Raw genomic sequence first — 16,978 nt, 5'->3', positions numbered from 1 at the left:
TGTATGAAATCAAATATATTTTCATCATTTCAATACTGAAAAAAGGCTTATCTCTATTTTGAGAAAGTTATTTTATTTTTTAGTTGTATTCAATATTTATAAAACTATAATCACGATAAAGTTTGTAAATGACAATAATTATATATAACATGATATAATTTAATTTGTTATAATAGGGATTGAATAATATTATATGGAAGATAACATTGTTGGGAGGAGAGTAATATAAAAAGAATAGGTGTTATTATAATGTTTTTTTTAAGCATAGCTTTTATTGGATTTTATTTTGTAATAAGGGGAAACAGTGATACAGTTACGATGCAACGAGGGATAAACATAGGTAATGCACTAGAATCACCTAAAGATTTTCCTTGGGATGTAAAAATGTCAAATAAGTTTTTTGATGACATAAAAGATGCAGGCTTTGACACAGTACGTATACCAGTAAGGTTTTCTGACTATACATCAGATTCCAATGATTTTAAAATAGATGAAGAATTTTTTAAAAAAATTGATGGATACACAAATTATGCATTGGAGAAAGACTTAATAGTTATCTTAGACTTACATCATTTTGAAGAAATTATGAAAGAACCAGGAGTTCATAAAGAGAAGTTTTTAAAAATATGGCAGCAAATAGCTAACAGGTACCAAAAATATGATAAAAAATTGGTATTTGAGCTGTTAAATGAACCTAAAGAAAATTTATCTTCACAGTTATTAAATGAATACATTGAAGAAGCAATAAACATAATTAGAAAAACTAACCCTAAAAGAACACTTATAGTAGGACCATACAATTTCTATCAAATCGATTATTTAAATGAATTAAATATTCCTAAAGATTCTAATATAGTAATTTCTTTTCACTATTATGAACCAAATGATTTTGCGTTTCAAGGGAATGTCTATCATAAGGGATTTGAGCATTTGAGTAATATTACTTGGGAAGGAACAAATGAACAAATGGAGTATCTAAAAAAAAGGTTTGATACTGTGGAAAATTGGGCAAATAAAAATAAAGTGAAAGTATTCTTAGGTGAATTTGGAATAACAAAAGAGGCGCCAGGAGCTTCAAGAAAAGCTTGGATAAAAGCTGTAAGAGAAGAAGCTGAAAAACGAAACTTTTCATGGGCTTATTGGGAACTTGCTTCTGGATTTGGAATATACAATCAGATTGAAGGGACTTGGGATAAGGATATATTAAATGCATTAATAGAATAGAGGTGATTTTATGAAGAAAAATTCAAAAAAGATACTTATAATTTTAACTATTATTACTAATATCATATATATATTATGGAGAATCTTTTATACAGTACCTAAAGAAGAAGGTATATTTGCCTTAGTATGCGCTGTAATACTGCTTTTTGTAGAGATAATAGGAATGATGGAAATGTTTGTACATTATTATGGTATGTCAAATATTGAATATCCTGAAAAACCAATTATAAGTGAAGAACTTTATCCACATGTAGATGTATTCATTGCAACATATAATGAATCTGTTGATTTGGTAAGAAAAACCATAAATGGATGTATTCATATGCAATATCCAGATAAGAAAAAGGTACATATATACGTATGTGATGATGGAAATCGTGAAGAAATGCGTATTCTAGCAGAAAAAATGGGTGTAAATTATATAACTAGAACAGAAAGAGAAGGAGCTAAAGCTGGTAATTTAAATAATGCAATGCAACATACAAACTCTCCTTTGATTGCTACATTTGATGCAGATATGATACCAATGCATGATTTCTTGATTGCCACAGTACCATACTTTTTGAAAAATGAGCAAGCTAAAAAAGATGGGGAAAAAGAGGAGTATGAAAAGGTTGGTTTTGTGCAAACTCCCCAAAGTTTTTATAATCCAGATTTATTCCAATTTAATTTGCACTCTGAAGGAAGAATTCCAAACGAGCAGGATTATTTTTATAGAGATATTCAATTGGCTAGAAACAGGACGAATTCTGTAATTTATGGTGGTAGTAATACAGTTATTTCAAGAGAAGCTCTAAAAGAAGTTGATGGATTTTATACTTATTCTATTACAGAAGATTTTGCAACAGGTATCTTAATTCAAAGTAAAGGATATAGATGCTATGCCATTCCAGAAGTACATGCATCAGGTTTATCTCCTACTGATTTAAAAAGTCTTATTAAGCAACGTGAAAGATGGGCCCGTGGATGTATACAAACTGGTAGACGTCTAAATATTTTGTTTAGGAGAGGTTTAGGATTTTGGCAGAAAATAAGTTATATTTCTTCAATTACTTATTGGTATGCAAGTATAAAACGCTTTGTATATATAATGGCACCTATTTTATTTTCTGTGTTTAATGTAATTGTAGTAAAATGTACATTGCTTCAAGTATTGATATTTTGGCTACCAATGTATATTTTAAGTAGCTTATCTCTTAAAATATTTTCTCAAAATATAAGAAATACTAGATGGACCAATATATATGAAACTATAATGTTTCAGTCTTTGATGCCAGCAGTAATACTTGAAACATTTGCAATATCTAAAAATAAATTTTCAGTAACAAATAAGAATAAATTAGAAGAAAATAAAGTGTATAAATTTTTACAGGGAATACCTTATTTTATTTATATAGTCTTATCTATAATAGGAATTTTAAAAATGTTTATAGCAATATTTAAAATGAGTTCAATGACATATTCAGTTGTGTTATTTTGGTTAATTGGAAACCTTTTTAATCTTGTTATGGCTACATTATTTATATCAGGAAGACAACAATTAAGAAAGTCTGAGCGTTATATTGCTGAAATTGATTTTAAGCTAAAACAAAACTCTTATGTTATTTCTTCAAAAACAATTGACATATCAGAAAATGGATTTGCGTTTTTGTTAGAAAATCCAGAATATATTTTTCCAGAAGAAGAGTTTGAGGTAGAGTTTAGAGAAAAATCGGGAAATGAAATGTATATAGCTAGTATGAAGGCAAAGATTGTTAATGTTGTGGAAGTGAATTCAAAATGGAAGTATGCAGCTTATATTACACATATTGAAGATAGTGAAATAGATAGCTGGATGTGTATTGTTCATGATAGAATACCTACTTTACCAATGACAATATCTAATCAACTAGGTTTTTTTGATGATTTACAAATTAATGTGAAAAAACGTATTGAAAAAACTAGAACATTATCGCGAAGAAGTCCAAGAATCAATATGAATTTTCATATGGATATAAAAAATATAGGTAAATTAAGAATAGTAAATTTTAATTATCGATATGTACTATTAAATTTTGAGAATAAAAATATTCATCCTAAGGAAATTGAGTTGGAAATTAATGAAAATATTGTGTTAGAATGTGATTTATGTGAGGGGAAAATTGATGAAAGAGGTATTTTATATAAAGTGAATAATATTAATGGCATAATGCAAAATTTCTTTTTAAGAGATGAAATGATGTATTGGATATTACAGAATAAGACAATTATTGTTTCAAAACCTAGTGAAAAGAAAGAAAAAAGTACAGATGAGTTTGAGCCAATGGAATATATTTAGGAGAGATGAAATGAAGACTTTACAAGTGTTTTTTTGTTCTGTAAAATATCTTATTTTTGTGTTTATTTTTTTAATAAATGCTACTTTTATAAGTTCAGCAACAAGTGACAAAACCTTAGATTTATCTTTTAAAAAGATAGAGAATAACCTAAGTTCTAAAATTGCACACGAAGATACAAGTATAAAAATAGAAACAGATAGTTCTAAAAGTGATAAGGAACGTTACTTATATATTTACCAAAATGTGAAAGAAAATTGGAGTATGTACCATAATTTTTATATTGAGATTCAAAATAAAAATAAAAGCTCTCAGAGAGTAAATTTAAGTATACAAAGTAAGAATATGCTTGAATTTAGGTTAAAAGAAGGCAGTGAAATATTTTTTGAAGATAAAAATATAATATATTCAGATAAAATAAAAGATGGATGTATAGAAGTACCAGGTAAATTTGAGGGCAAAATTTATGTGAATTTTAATAATCTTATAAATGAGAAAAGTAATGTGGTGCTGGACTCGAATATGCTTTCAAATATTGTTAGTTGGGGAATTACGTTTATTCCGTCTGATGAAGAACATAATGTTGTTACTATAAAAAAGATGTCTTTATTGGCTGGGGATAAATTAGAATCTTTGCATAATATTAAAATAACTGGCGATGAAGAAGTACAAATACCAGTATTGGGTCAAAGTATAAGTCAATATGATGTATTAGGTCTTGAAAGTAATTCCAAAATTAAGTATTCTCTTATGGGAAAACAAGATAATGTAAGTATATCTCAAAAAGGTAAATTAACATTAAGTAATAAAGCCAAACCTGGGCAAATCATTCTACAAGTTAATGTTGATGATAAGTTCAAAATTGGAAAGAAAATAACATTGACTGAATCTTGGAGTATTAATAAAAAAGATAAGGATGGTGTTCCATATACATTAGTATCTCCTGAGCAATCACCAACAGTACAAGATATGAAAAAAATAAATTTTATGAATAATATCATAACATTTATTCGAATTTTATTTATATCTCTAGTAATAATATGCTTTGGAATATATTTGTATTGGAAAAAATACTCAAAAACTAAGTAAAGAGAGGAGGTTAGATTGTGTTATTTTCAAGCTTAATTTTTTTATTTTATTTTTTACCAATAACTTTGGTATTGTATTATGTATTTAGGTTTAATCGAACGATACAGAATATGATATTGCTAGCTGTTAGCTTATTTTTTTATGCTTGGGGAGAACCAAAATTTGTTGTTATTATGATAGCTTCCATAATAATGAACTATATATTTGGTTTACTAGTAGATAGATATAGGGAAAGTAAAATAAAAGTAAAAATTTTTTTAGTTTTGATGTGTGCATATAATATAGGCATTTTATTTATATTTAAATATCTAGCTTTTGCACTAAGAAATATTAGCGAACTTATTAGCACTGAATTGACTATACCTAGTATTGTTTTACCTATAGGAATTTCATTTTTTACATTTCAAGGAATGTCTTACGTTATAGATGTATATCGTAGACACGGAGAAGTTCAAAAAAATCCTTTTTATGTGGGACTATATATAGCATTTTTCCCACAATTAATAGCAGGTCCTATAGTTAGATATGAAAGTGTGGCAGAACAAATTCTCAATAGAAAAGAAACTTGGAGTAAATTTTCCATTGGGACTTGCAGGTTTATAACAGGTCTAGGCAAAAAAGTATTAATTTCAAATAATATGGCTATAGTAGCAGACTACATTTACACTATGAATAGTCAAGGAGAAATAGCTGCATCACTTGCATGGCTTGGTTCGATAGCTTATACACTGCAAATATTCTTTGATTTTTCTGCTTATTCAGATATGGCTATAGGCTTAGGTCTTATGTTTGGTTTTAAATTTGAAGAGAACTTTAATTATCCATATATATCAAAGTCAATTACTGAATTTTGGAGAAGATGGCATATTTCTTTGGGAATGTGGTTTAAGAGTTATATATACTTTCCACTTGGAGGTTCTAGAGTAGCAAATAAAGATATTATGATTAGAAATATGTTTATAGTGTGGTTATTTACTGGAATATGGCATGGAGCAGAGTGGACATTTGTAATTTGGGGAATTTTAAACTTTGTTTTCTTGATTATAGAGCGATTTATAATGTTTGAAAAGATTGAAAATCACAATTTTATAAAACATATTTATACTTTATTAGTAGTTAATTTTGGGTGGGTATTGTTTAGGTCACCTAATTTAAAAGAAGCATATAATTATTTCAAAGCTATGTTTGGAGGCAATGGAGTTATATGGAGTGATTATACATATATGTTTTTAAAAGAATACTGGATTTTCTTTATATTTGCGTTTATTTTTAGTGTACCTATTGCGAAGAAAATCAATAAGTTTGTAGTTGAACAAGCTAAATGTAGTATGATATTTAATGTATTTTATCCAATCTCAGCTATTTTATTGTTCTTTATTTCTGTGACATATTTAGTAACTGGAAGCTATAATCCATTTATTTATTTTAATTTTTAGTTGGGGAGGAAAAGTATGAATAGATTTTTTAAAGTAAGATTAATAACTGCAATTATGTTCTTAATTGTTTTATTCACTTTCTCTATCTTTAATATTTGTTATTCTGGAAAAGATATGATGCAGGAAATAAAAAATTCAGTTGCTGAAAAAAGTAGTTTAAAAGATACAATATCATCTATTGATAATACAGTAAATGATAAAGTAATATATAAAAATACATTTATTGAAACTTATGGATATTTACAAAAGTTGATGGGCAAAAATGAGTTTTCAAAATTTAGTGTTGTAAAAGATACTTCTGGAAAGATGCATTATACGTATTTTGCCAAAGCTCCAAATCCAGTTGGTGTGATAGCAGATAGGGTAAGAAAATTTTCTAAGGAAATGGAAAAACAAAATACTAAATTGGTTTACTTAATGACTCCAGATAAGTATATAAAAGGAGTGACAAAATTTCCAAAAGGGATACCTTATTCTTATAGTAATGAGACAGCAGATAATTTTCTAAATCAACTAAAAAAGTACAATGTTGACTATATTGATTTTAGGGAAAATATTTTAAAAAGTGGTATTCCAAAAGATGATTTGTTTTTTAAAACAGACCATCACTGGAGAGTAGAAACTTCTTTTTGGGCATTTGGAGAACTAGTTGAGCAACTTAATAAGAAATACAGTATAAATTTAGATGAGAATTACTACTATAGAGATAAGAAAAATTATAATTCAATTGTATATCCTAAGTCATTTCTTGGTTCTATGGGAAGAAAGACTGGTATTTTATATGGTGGTATAGATGACTTTACATTAATTTATCCTAAGTTTAAGACTAATTATACTTATTATACAGATTCTAAATCTCAAAAATTTGAGTTAAAAGGAAGATTTGAAGAGAGCTTGATATTATCATATCCTTTTAATGCAGACCTTAATTTAATGGATGGACAATCGGATAAGTATTTTACATACTTATTGGGGAATAGACCATTAGTTAAAATAAAAAATATAGAAAATCCAGAAGGATTAAAAGTTCTATTTGTTAAAGACTCTTTAATTGTACCAACAGCAGCATTCTTTTCCTCTGTTTGTTCAACTATAGATATGATAGACCCTAGATATTATGACGGAGACATACTAGAATATGCAAAGTCTCAGGATTATGACTTTGTTTTTATATCTGTCTATCCTCAAAATCTTACAAAAGAATTTTTCCCGTTTTGTGAGTAAATTTATAAAGCAATTTTCTGATAAAATAAAAAATAAATGGCTAACTGTTTAAAAGTTAGCCATTTATTTTGATAATTATTTTAAGAAATATTTTTCTTACTAAATACTTCTTTATCTACTTTTCCAAGTGATTTTCCTACAGTAATTGATGATACCATAGCACCATTAACATTTATCATTGTGCGTCCCATATCTAGTATAGGGTCTATTGCAAGTATACCACCAACTAATGGAAAATAAGAACCAAGACCAACTCCAGAGATAACAACGGAAACGGCCATTGTAGCAGTTCCTGGAAGTCCTGCTATTCCAAATGAACTAATTGTTATAACAATTAACAACATAACATAAAAACTCATATCCATGTTTACTCCAGCCATATTAGCAAGAGTTACAGCCATTAAAGCAGGATATATACCTGCACAACCATTCATACCCATATTTGCACCCAAACTTGCTGTAAAGCTTGATACACCCTCATCAACTCCATGATTTTGTACTAGGCTTTCTATCGTTACAGGTAATGTTCCTAAACTAGAACGTGAAGTAAATGCCAAAAGTAAAGCTTCAGTTGAATTTTTTATATAAGTAATGGGATTTAGACCATTTAAAGTTATAAAAATTAAATGTATAATAAATAATATTGCAACTGATATATAAAGAGCTAACATAAAATATAAAACAGAGACTATTGAGCTAATACCTTGGGAAGTTATTGTATTTGCAAGCAGAGCAACTACAGCATAAGGCATAAATTTGATAACAGTCATAGATACACTTACAATTATCTTGTAAGATGCTTCTATAAAATCTATAAATGGCTTTATTGTGTCAAAATGTTTTTTACTTAGTCTTTTTATTGAGGTAGCTATAAATGTAGCAAATATTATTGTAGCCACAATATTTCCATTTGCCATAGCCATTACAGGATTAGATGGCAGTAATCCTCTTAAAGTATCTATAAGAGAATTTATTTCTTTAAGTTCCTGATTTCCACCTAAAGCAGGTAGATTAACTCCTACACCTAACTTCATTATATTTGCAACGACAATTCCAACAATTGCAGCTATAGCAGTAGTAGCAAGAAGCATCCCTAAAGACTTAAAAGTCAGAGTTCCAAGATTGTTATCTTTCATATTTATAATTACTTTTATAATGGATAAGAAAACTAAAGGTACTACTAACATTTTTAATAAGTCCATAAATCCAGAACCAAATAGGCTATACCATTTACTTACTTCTTGTAGCCAAGTGACTTGAGTGGTATCATTAGGAAAACCAGCAGAAGCTTGGATTATAATTCCCAATAGGAGTCCTAGTATTGTAGCATATATTGTTCTCAATGAAAATTTGATTTTTTTCTTTTCAAATTGTCTAACAATAAAAAATGTACTTAGAAGTAAGGCTATGAAGAAAATCGTTTTAAAATCTGTAATCATAAGAAATTGTGATAAAAATGAACTTTCCAATATTTTTTCTCCTTTATTTAAAAATAAATTTTTCTAAGTTTAAATGATATCAATATATTAAAAAAATGTCAATATTATATCACAATTTACTTAAATAGAGTAAGAAGATTTAAATTTTAAAAATGTGATTAAATACGTAGAAATAGGGTATAATATATATTTAAAGAATTTGAACTAGGGTAAGAAAGGATAAAATGGCTTTTATAAGATTTGATTTCAAATAAAAAATGTTAAATAAATAACGTAAAATTATTATAAAAAATGTTTACATAGAATATATATCAAATGAAAAGCTTAAAATAAGTAAAGAAATTAATTAGACATCGAAGGAGAGATAAAATGAGAGTAGTAATAATCGGTGGTGTTGCAGCTGGTATGAGTGCTGCAGCAAAATTAAAAAGAATAAAACCTGAGTATGAAGTTGTTGTTTATGAAAAAACAGAGATAGTATCTTTTGGTGCTTGTGGATTGCCATACTTTGTTGGTGGATTTTTTGATGATGCTGATGACCTATTAGCAAGAACACCTGAAAAACTTAGAGAAGCTGGGATTGATTTAAATATATTTAGAGAAGTCGTTGAAGTTGACAGTGAATCTAAGAAAATAAAAGTAAAAAACGTAAAAACAGATGAAATATATGAAGATTACTATGATAAATTGATGATAGCCACTGGAGCAAGAAGTATTATACCTCCTATAAAAAACATAAAATTGAAGAATGTTTCTACATTAAAAAGTTTATATGATGGAGAATATCTAAAAAAACTTTTAAGTAATAAAGAAAATAAAAAAGTGACAATAATAGGAGCTGGTTTTATAGGATTAGAAGCAGTTGAGGCATGTAAGAAATTAGGCAAAGATGTAGATGTAATTCAATTGGAAGATAGAATATTACCACAAGTATTTGACAAGGAAATTACAGATGTATTAGAAGAAGAAATAAATAGACATAATGTCAATTTGCACTTGGATGAAATGGTTGTAGAACTGTATGGAGAAGATAAAGTAGAAAAAGTTATAACAAACAAAGGGGAAATAGATACAGATGTAGTAATAATTGCTACTGGTGTGAGACCTAATACAGAGTTTTTGTCAAATACTAATATAAAAATGCTAAAAAATGGAGCTATAGTAGTTGATGAGTATGGAAGAACTTCTGTAGAAGATATATACTCTGCTGGAGATTGTGCAACTATAAAGAACATAGTAAGTAATGAAAATGTATATGTTCCTTTAGCTACTGGAGCTAATAAATTGGGTAGGATAGTAGGAGAGAACCTAGCAGGAAAAGAAGTTTCTTATCAAGGTTCATTATCTTCAAGTTGTATAAAGATTATGGATATGGAAGCAGCATCAACTGGAATTACAGAAAGACAAGCTAAAGATTTAGGTATAAATGTTAAATCTAAATTTATTTCTGACTATAATCAAACTCACTATTATCCAGGTAGAAATAAAATATATGTAAAGCTTGTTTATGATGCAGATACAAAAGTTATTTTAGGTGGACAAGTGGTAGGGTTTAAGGATGCTGTCCAAAGAGCAAATGTATTGGCAGCTGCTATCTTTGGAAAAATGACTACAAATCAACTTGGAATGTTAGACTTGTGTTATGCTCCACCATTTGCAAGAACATGGGATGTTTTAAATGTAGCTGGAAATGTATCTAAATAATAGTATCTAGATTATAGTTAATATAGTTGACAGGTGATTAAAGGAATGAATTTACCAAAAATATTTTTATCAAGGTAAAATTCATTCCTAAATTTTTATTCTAAATTCTTAGAAATAAGGATTACATTAAATTATTCATCAAAATTTAAATGTAAACTTAATCTATCTTCTCCAAGAATGGTATTTTCAAAAACATTAGTAGCATTTTCTAAATACATATTAGGTATATCTAGAGAAGGGCTAAAATGTGTTAGTAAAAGTTGTTTAACATTTCCTAGTTTTGCAAGATTCGCAGCTTCTCTAAAAGTCATATGTTTGTTTTTAACAGCTTTTGATATATCTAAGTCATCACCATACATGGCTTCACATATAAATAAATCACTATTTTTTATGAAGTCTGGTATTGATTCTATAGGTCTTGTATCGGTTGTAAGACTTATCTTAACTCCTTTTCTTGATTTTCCTAAGGCCATATCTGGAGTGTATGTTTTGGAATCTAAAACTATACTTTGACCTTCTTGGAGCTTCTTCCATAATATTTTAGGAACTTCATTTTTAGTTGCCTTATCTATATCAAATTTGGGATTTCTTCTAAAATTAAAACTATATCCCAAGCACTCTATGGAGTGTTCTAAATTGATTGTTGAGATTTCTAGATTTTTTAAAAATTCATTATCTAAAGAAAAATTACCTTGAGGATTTTCTATAATTTTTAAAGTATATGGTACATATTCTACTAAATTTCTCATAGAACGAATACAATCGACTATTCCAACTGGGCCAATTATAGTTAAATCACTTGTACGACCGCTATTTCCAATTGTTGATAAAAGTCCTAAAAGTCCAAATATATGGTCACCGTGTAAATGGGTTATACAAATCAAGTCTATATCTTTAAAGCCACATTTTTTTAGCTTCATAGATACCTGAGTACCTTCGCCGCAATCAATTAGTATTTTTCTACCTTTATAGTTTATAAATACGGAGGATAGAAATCTGTTTGGCATAGGTACATTTCCACCACATCCAAGTAAAGTTAAATCTATCATTTTTTCCCCTTTCTAAAATTAACACAAATCTGTTGTTTGTTTTTATTATGATATCCTATTATAATTATTTTAACATTAAATATAACAATAAATGTGTATTTGAGTCAAGAAATATTGTCAAATAGAGTTTTTATATAACAATGTATAAAAATTTTGGGAGCAAAAAGTGAAAATTATCTTTAGGAGCATTTAAAGGAGGAAAATTTAATGAAAGTATTAAAGAAAATTACTGTTTTGTCATTGATTACATTAACTTTAGTTGGTTGTAGTAATGGAGAAAGTAAAAAAGTAGCTGAAGAGTCTAACAAAATTCAAAATTCTAAAAAAGATGAACAGCCTATAATAGTACATAAAGATGCAAATATATTGAAAGATAGGTATGAGCCACCAAAAGGATTTAAAAGAGTTGACGTAGAAAAAGGAAGTTTTGAATCATTTCTTAGGAGTACTAAGTTGAAAAATTATGGTGAGAAAGTCAAGTATTATGATGGTAGAACTAAGGAATCAAAAGGCATCTATGATAGTGTATTTGATGTTGATATTGGTAATAGAGATTTGCATCAATGTGCAGATGCAATTATGCTTATGAGAGCAGAATACTTGTATCAGAATAAGAGATATGATGAAATAAGTTTTGATTTTGTTGATGGTTTTAAGGCTAAGTATTCAAAATGGGCGCAAGGGTATAGAATTTCAGTAAAAGATAGTGGTTCAAGTTGGTATAAAGCAGCTGAATATTCAACATCATATGAGAGCTTTAGAAAGTTTATGGATATAGTGTTTGCTTATTCAGGAACTTTATCTCTTGAAAAAGAATTGAAACCTGTAAAAGTTGAAGATATGAAAATAGGAGATGTGTTTATAGTTGGTGGAAGTCCAGGGCATGCAAGTATAATCATGGATATGGCAGAAAATGAAAAGACTGGAGAAAAGGTATTTATGATAGCTCAAAGCTATATGCCTGCACAACAAACTCAACTTCTTATTAATCGTAAAAATACAAACTTAAGTCCTTGGTATAGTTTAGATTTTGAAGGAGATTTGACAATACCTCAATGGACTTTTAAAAGAGAACAATTAAAAAGGTTCTAAAATAATTTTATATAAAATAAAAGAAAAATATAGATGTGAAAAAATGTAATTAGATTAAAACTAATTGGATATGGACAAAATTAAATTGATAGATAAATATTAAAAATCATAGTAATTAGTCTTATATATTTTAATATTAATCTAAAAAGCTTTATGTAAAATATAAGTTTTATACTAAAGCCAAAACTAATTTGAGGAGGCTAATTTATATTGAAAATTAGAAGGTATTTAATTTTGGTAATTATAATTCTAATTACAACAAGTCAGAGTTTTATTTCTTATGGGCTAGAGAGATTTGAAGAAATAACTATTTTTCACACTAATGACATACATGGAAGATATGCTGAAGGCAATGAACATATACAAATAGGTAATCTAGCTACATTGAAAAAAGAAACTCCAAACTCAATTTTAGTAGATGCAGGAGACTGTTTGCATGGACTTCCACTAGTAAATATGGATAAAGGGAAAGATGCAATGGAATTGATTAAATGTGCTGGATATGACTATATTGCTCCTGGAAATCATGACTTTAATTATGGAAAAGACCGATTATTTGAGTTATCCAAAAGTGCTAATTCAGGAGAAAATACTTTAAAATTCTTATCAGCAAATATTTTTGAAAATGGTAAAAAAGTTTTTGATAGTAATGATATAAAAGAAATAGATGGGATAAAAATAGGATTTTTTGGACTTTCAACTCAAGAAACAAAGAGCAAAACTGGATTTAAAAATGTAGAAGGGTTGGAGTTTAGAAATCCTATAGAAAGTGCAACAGAGCAAGTAAGTGAATTAAAAAGAAAAGGTGCAGATGTAATAGTTGCAATATGTCATATTGGTACGAATAGTTTAAGTAAGCCAAATAGTATAGATATAGCAAATGAGATCCAAGGAATTGATTTAATTATTGATGGACACAGTCATACTAAGTTTGAAAATGGCAAACAGGTGGGTGATACATTGATTGTAAGTACTGGACAATATTTAGAGAATATTGGTGAGGTAAAATTAACCTTGGATACTAATGATATAGAAAATATAAAAATAGAAAATAAATCAGCTAGATTAATCGGAAAAGAAGAAGCATTAAGGTATAAGCTTGATTCTAATATAAGTAAAAAGGTTGATGAAATAAAAAAACAACAAGAAGAAATATTAGATAAAGTTATAGGTGTAACTAAAAATACTTTAGATGGTTCGTATGAAAATGTAAGGACAAAAGAAACTAATTTAGGTAATTTAATAGGTGATATTTTACTGGATAAAACTAAGGCTGATATTTCTTTATTTAATGGAGGAAATATTAGGTATACGATAGAGAAAGGGAATATAACAAGAAGAGATATTGTAGACGTATTCCCTTTTAGCAATACAATAGTTACTAAAGAGCTTACAGGAACACAAATTAAAGATGTATTGGAGCATGGAGTAAAGCTTTATCCAGAGAAAAATTCCGCCTTTTTACAAGTAGGAGGAATTTCATATCACTTTGACCCAAAACAAAAAGAAGGAGAAAAAATAACAGATATTCTAAAAGATGGAGAGCCATTAGATTTGAATAAAAAATATGTAGTTGCAACTAATGATTATATAGCATCAGGTGGGGATGAGTTTCCTTGTTTTTCAAAAGAACCAATACTAAAGGAGTTTGGAAGTCTAGAGAGCATAGTGATTAAATATATAGAGTACAAAAAAGAAATATCGAAAAGTATAGATGGAAGAATTAGTATTAAATCTAAAGATGGGTTAATAAGTAATAATCATAAGGATGATTTTGTATTAAGTGAAAATAAAGTAAATATTAATGATGATGAAGGGAGTATCCCTAATAACGATATAGAAAATTCTGATAGTGATAAAAATAAAAAATTTGATAAAAGAAATCCTAGAGAAAGTTCTACTATAGGAGTGTCCAAAAGGGAAACTAAAGAAAAATCTCCTAAAACAGGAGATTTAGGTTTTTCAAATAGTATGACTATATTTATAGTTTCAAGTACATTAATATACTTATTAAATTTTAATCAAAAAGATTTAAAGAGTAAAAAGTCAAAATAAAAATTAATGAGCAAAAGTTAGTAGATAGTAATTTAATCTAAGACAATAATAAAAAAGCAAAGGAAATTAGTTATATAAATCTTAATTTCCTTTGTTTTTTTTACTTAAGCATGATTATTTTTGAGTAAAATTATATTTTATAAAAAATAATCATATTAAATTGTACTATGAGTATGTTTTTTAAGTAAATAAAATCATGCAAACAACTTCTTATATATTTACAAATTGATAAATAAAATGGTTTTACTAGTATGATATAATTTAGCTAGTATGTATAATAATGGAGGGGAGAAGGATGAATAATATATTACTTTTAGAAGATGACAAATCTTTAAATAGAGGAATTAGTTTTAAATTAAAAAAAGAAGGATACAATGTTTTTAATGCATTTATTATAGAAGAAGCAAAAAATATTTTTGCAAAAGAGGAGATAAGCTTAATTATTTCTGATATAGGTCTACCTGATGGTAGTGGTTTTGATTTTTGCGAGGAGATTAGAAAGAAAAGTGATGTCTATATAATAATGTTGACAGCTCTTGATGAAGAAGTGGATATTGTCACAGGGTATGATTTAGGTGCAGATGATTATATTACAAAACCATTTAGCTTGATGGTATTAATATCAAAAGTGAATGCCTTTATGAAAAGGGTAAATACAGTAAAAAATTATACTCTATTGGTTTGTGATGATTTATTTTTTCACTATATAGAAAATAAATTGATTATAAAAACTGATGATAAGGAAGAAGAGATAATTTTAAGTAAAACAGAGACTAAACTATTAAAATATTTGATGGAAAATTCTATGCAGACATTGGCTAAAGAGCAACTGTTAGAATCTTTGTGGGATAATAGTGGCAATTTTGTAGATGATAATACGATTGCAGTAAATATAAGAAGACTTAGACAAAAAGTTGAAAAAAATCCATCTGAACCTAAGTACATAAAAACAGTAAGAGGGGTTGGATATATGTGGGGGGAAAGGAGTATAAAAAAATGTTAAAAAATGTGAGCCTCAAAGATGGCTTAAGTGTGAAAGATGATTATATAATGAGAAGGGTTATTGTATATTCTGTTTTATCTGTATTGATAGTAGCCCTTGTATTTATATTTTTTGAATACGGTAGATTACATAAACTGTATGAACATCAAATAAAAAATACTCAGAATATTGCTGGAATATTGATTGAAAAATATCCAAATGATGAGGTAGATATAGTAAAGTCTATTTATAATTCTGATTATAGTAAGGCATCTATTGGAGAAAAGGCACTTAAACAATTTGGATATGGATTAGAAAATAAAATGTCAAATGATAAAAATTTTGCTCTATACTTAAAATCTTTTTTTAGAGAGTCAATTTTTATTTTTTTTATGATGTTTATAGTTGTTATAGGTATAATATATTATTTTATAAGATGCATAAATAAAAGGTTGAGTAAAATTTATTTTATAGTAGATAAGATGTCGCAAGAAAATTACTTGAAGGAAAGTACTGAGTTAGAAGAATCTGGTTATCTAGTAGAATACAATGAGTATTTTAAAGAAGGCATATTTAGTAAGATAAATAACTGTTTATATGAGTTGAATAGAAGTTTAAAGATAAAATTTATTAAATTAGAAAAAGAAAAAGAAAGTGTAAAATCATTGGTAACAGATATTTCCCATCAATTAAAAACTCCTTTAGCATCCTTGAAATTATACAATACATTACTTATAGAAGAGGAATTAGAAGAAGATGAAGCTAATGAGTTTTTATTAACCAACAAAGCTTCTATAAATAAATTAGAAAATTTAATAAATTCTTTAGTAAACATATCAAGACTAGAAATTAGCATGATAAACATAAAAAAAGAAGATAATGACATAAAAAACACTATTCTAAATGCCGTAAAAAGTGTAACTCCTAAAGCTAAGAATAAAAACATAACATTAAATTTAAATGAACTTAACAGTAGGATTATACCACATGATAAAAAATGGACTGAAGAGAGTATTTTTAATGTACTAGATAATGCTGTAAAATATACACAAATAAATGGAGAAATAAATATATCTGTAAAAGAAACTGCCAATTACTTTAAAGTTATAATAGAGGATAATGGTAGAGGAATTGAAAAAAATGAATTTAATAATATATTTAAGCGTTTTTATAGAGGTGTATCTGAGGAAATTGAATCTATAGAAGGTAGTGGAGTAGGATTGTATCTAAGTAGAAAAATTTTAGAAGAACAAGGTGGAAATATTATAGTTTCTTCAAAAGTAGGGAGAGGAAGTAAGTTTTCTTTGTTTCTTACAACTATGTAATATTAAATGAAAGGAAAATGTAAGCCTCTACATTTATTATATAA

Annotated in this window: 12 protein-coding genes; 10 read left to right on the top strand and 2 right to left on the bottom strand. The window is 27.5% G+C overall.

Going from position 1 to position 16,978, the window contains the following annotated elements; genetic code table 11:
- Positions 1-249: 249 nt before the first annotated feature.
- From KGF39_RS02800 to KGF39_RS02780, 5 genes are read left to right on the top strand one after another with little or no spacing between them, the layout of a single operon-like run.
- A complete protein-coding gene (locus KGF39_RS02800) occupies positions 250-1,224 on the top strand; it encodes a glycoside hydrolase family 5 protein (RefSeq protein ID WP_227821109.1) in 975 nt (324 codons plus the stop codon).
- Positions 1,225-1,234: 10 nt separating this feature from the next.
- Complete coding sequence (locus KGF39_RS02795; RefSeq protein WP_227821108.1) at positions 1,235-3,541, top strand: glycosyltransferase; 2,307 nt, start codon at positions 1,235-1,237, stop codon at positions 3,539-3,541.
- Positions 3,542-3,551: 10 nt separating this feature from the next.
- Positions 3,552-4,628, top strand: a complete 1,077-nt coding sequence (locus KGF39_RS02790; RefSeq protein WP_227821107.1) for a hypothetical protein — start codon at positions 3,552-3,554, stop codon at positions 4,626-4,628.
- A 17-nt stretch (positions 4,629-4,645) separates the two neighbouring features.
- Complete coding sequence (locus tag KGF39_RS02785) at positions 4,646-6,064, top strand: MBOAT family O-acyltransferase (RefSeq protein WP_227821106.1); 1,419 nt, start codon at positions 4,646-4,648, stop codon at positions 6,062-6,064.
- Positions 6,065-6,079: 15 nt separating this feature from the next.
- The gene (locus tag KGF39_RS02780; RefSeq protein ID WP_107595446.1) at positions 6,080-7,288 is read left to right on the top strand and encodes an alginate O-acetyltransferase AlgX-related protein; all 1,209 of its coding nucleotides are present in this window, start codon (positions 6,080-6,082) and stop codon (positions 7,286-7,288) included.
- An 80-nt stretch (positions 7,289-7,368) separates the two neighbouring features.
- Here KGF39_RS02780 and KGF39_RS02775 read toward each other — a convergent pair whose 3' ends face one another.
- Positions 7,369-8,757 (bottom strand): cation:dicarboxylate symporter family transporter, encoded by a 1,389-nt coding sequence (locus KGF39_RS02775; protein ID WP_227821105.1) that lies wholly within the window; start codon positions 8,755-8,757, stop codon positions 7,369-7,371.
- 339 nt (positions 8,758-9,096) lie between these two features.
- On the opposite strand from KGF39_RS02775, the gene KGF39_RS02770 reads away from it, so the two are divergent.
- A complete protein-coding gene (locus KGF39_RS02770; RefSeq protein WP_227821104.1) occupies positions 9,097-10,431 on the top strand; it encodes a CoA-disulfide reductase in 1,335 nt (444 codons plus the stop codon).
- 131 nt (positions 10,432-10,562) lie between these two features.
- On the opposite strand, the gene KGF39_RS02765 is transcribed toward KGF39_RS02770, so the two are convergent.
- A complete protein-coding gene (locus tag KGF39_RS02765) occupies positions 10,563-11,480 on the bottom strand; it encodes a ribonuclease Z (protein ID WP_227821103.1) in 918 nt (305 codons plus the stop codon).
- A 207-nt stretch (positions 11,481-11,687) separates the two neighbouring features.
- Between KGF39_RS02765 and KGF39_RS02760 the strand changes: the two genes are divergently transcribed.
- The 4 genes from KGF39_RS02760 to KGF39_RS02745 all read left to right on the top strand — a co-directional run bounded on the left by KGF39_RS02760 (position 11,688) and on the right by KGF39_RS02745 (position 16,934).
- Positions 11,688-12,572, top strand: coding sequence for a DUF4846 domain-containing protein (locus tag KGF39_RS02760; RefSeq protein ID WP_227821102.1), 885 nt, complete (start codon positions 11,688-11,690; stop codon positions 12,570-12,572).
- A 210-nt stretch (positions 12,573-12,782) separates the two neighbouring features.
- Positions 12,783-14,627, top strand: coding sequence for a 5'-nucleotidase C-terminal domain-containing protein (locus KGF39_RS02755; RefSeq protein WP_227821101.1), 1,845 nt, complete (start codon positions 12,783-12,785; stop codon positions 14,625-14,627).
- A 295-nt stretch (positions 14,628-14,922) separates the two neighbouring features.
- Complete coding sequence (locus KGF39_RS02750) at positions 14,923-15,630, top strand: response regulator transcription factor (protein WP_227821100.1); 708 nt, start codon at positions 14,923-14,925, stop codon at positions 15,628-15,630.
- Positions 15,624-16,934, top strand: a complete 1,311-nt coding sequence (locus KGF39_RS02745; protein WP_227821099.1) for a sensor histidine kinase — start codon at positions 15,624-15,626, stop codon at positions 16,932-16,934. Before KGF39_RS02750 ends, KGF39_RS02745 begins: the two co-directional genes overlap by 7 nt.
- Positions 16,935-16,978 lie beyond the last annotated feature (44 nt).

This window comes from Clostridioides sp. ZZV14-6345, from assembly GCF_020657775.1.
Classification (GTDB): domain Bacteria; phylum Bacillota; class Clostridia; order Peptostreptococcales; family Peptostreptococcaceae; genus Clostridioides; species Clostridioides difficile_D.
The sequence above is the reverse complement of the archived record's forward strand: the minus strand, read 5'-3'. Positions and strand labels throughout refer to the sequence as shown.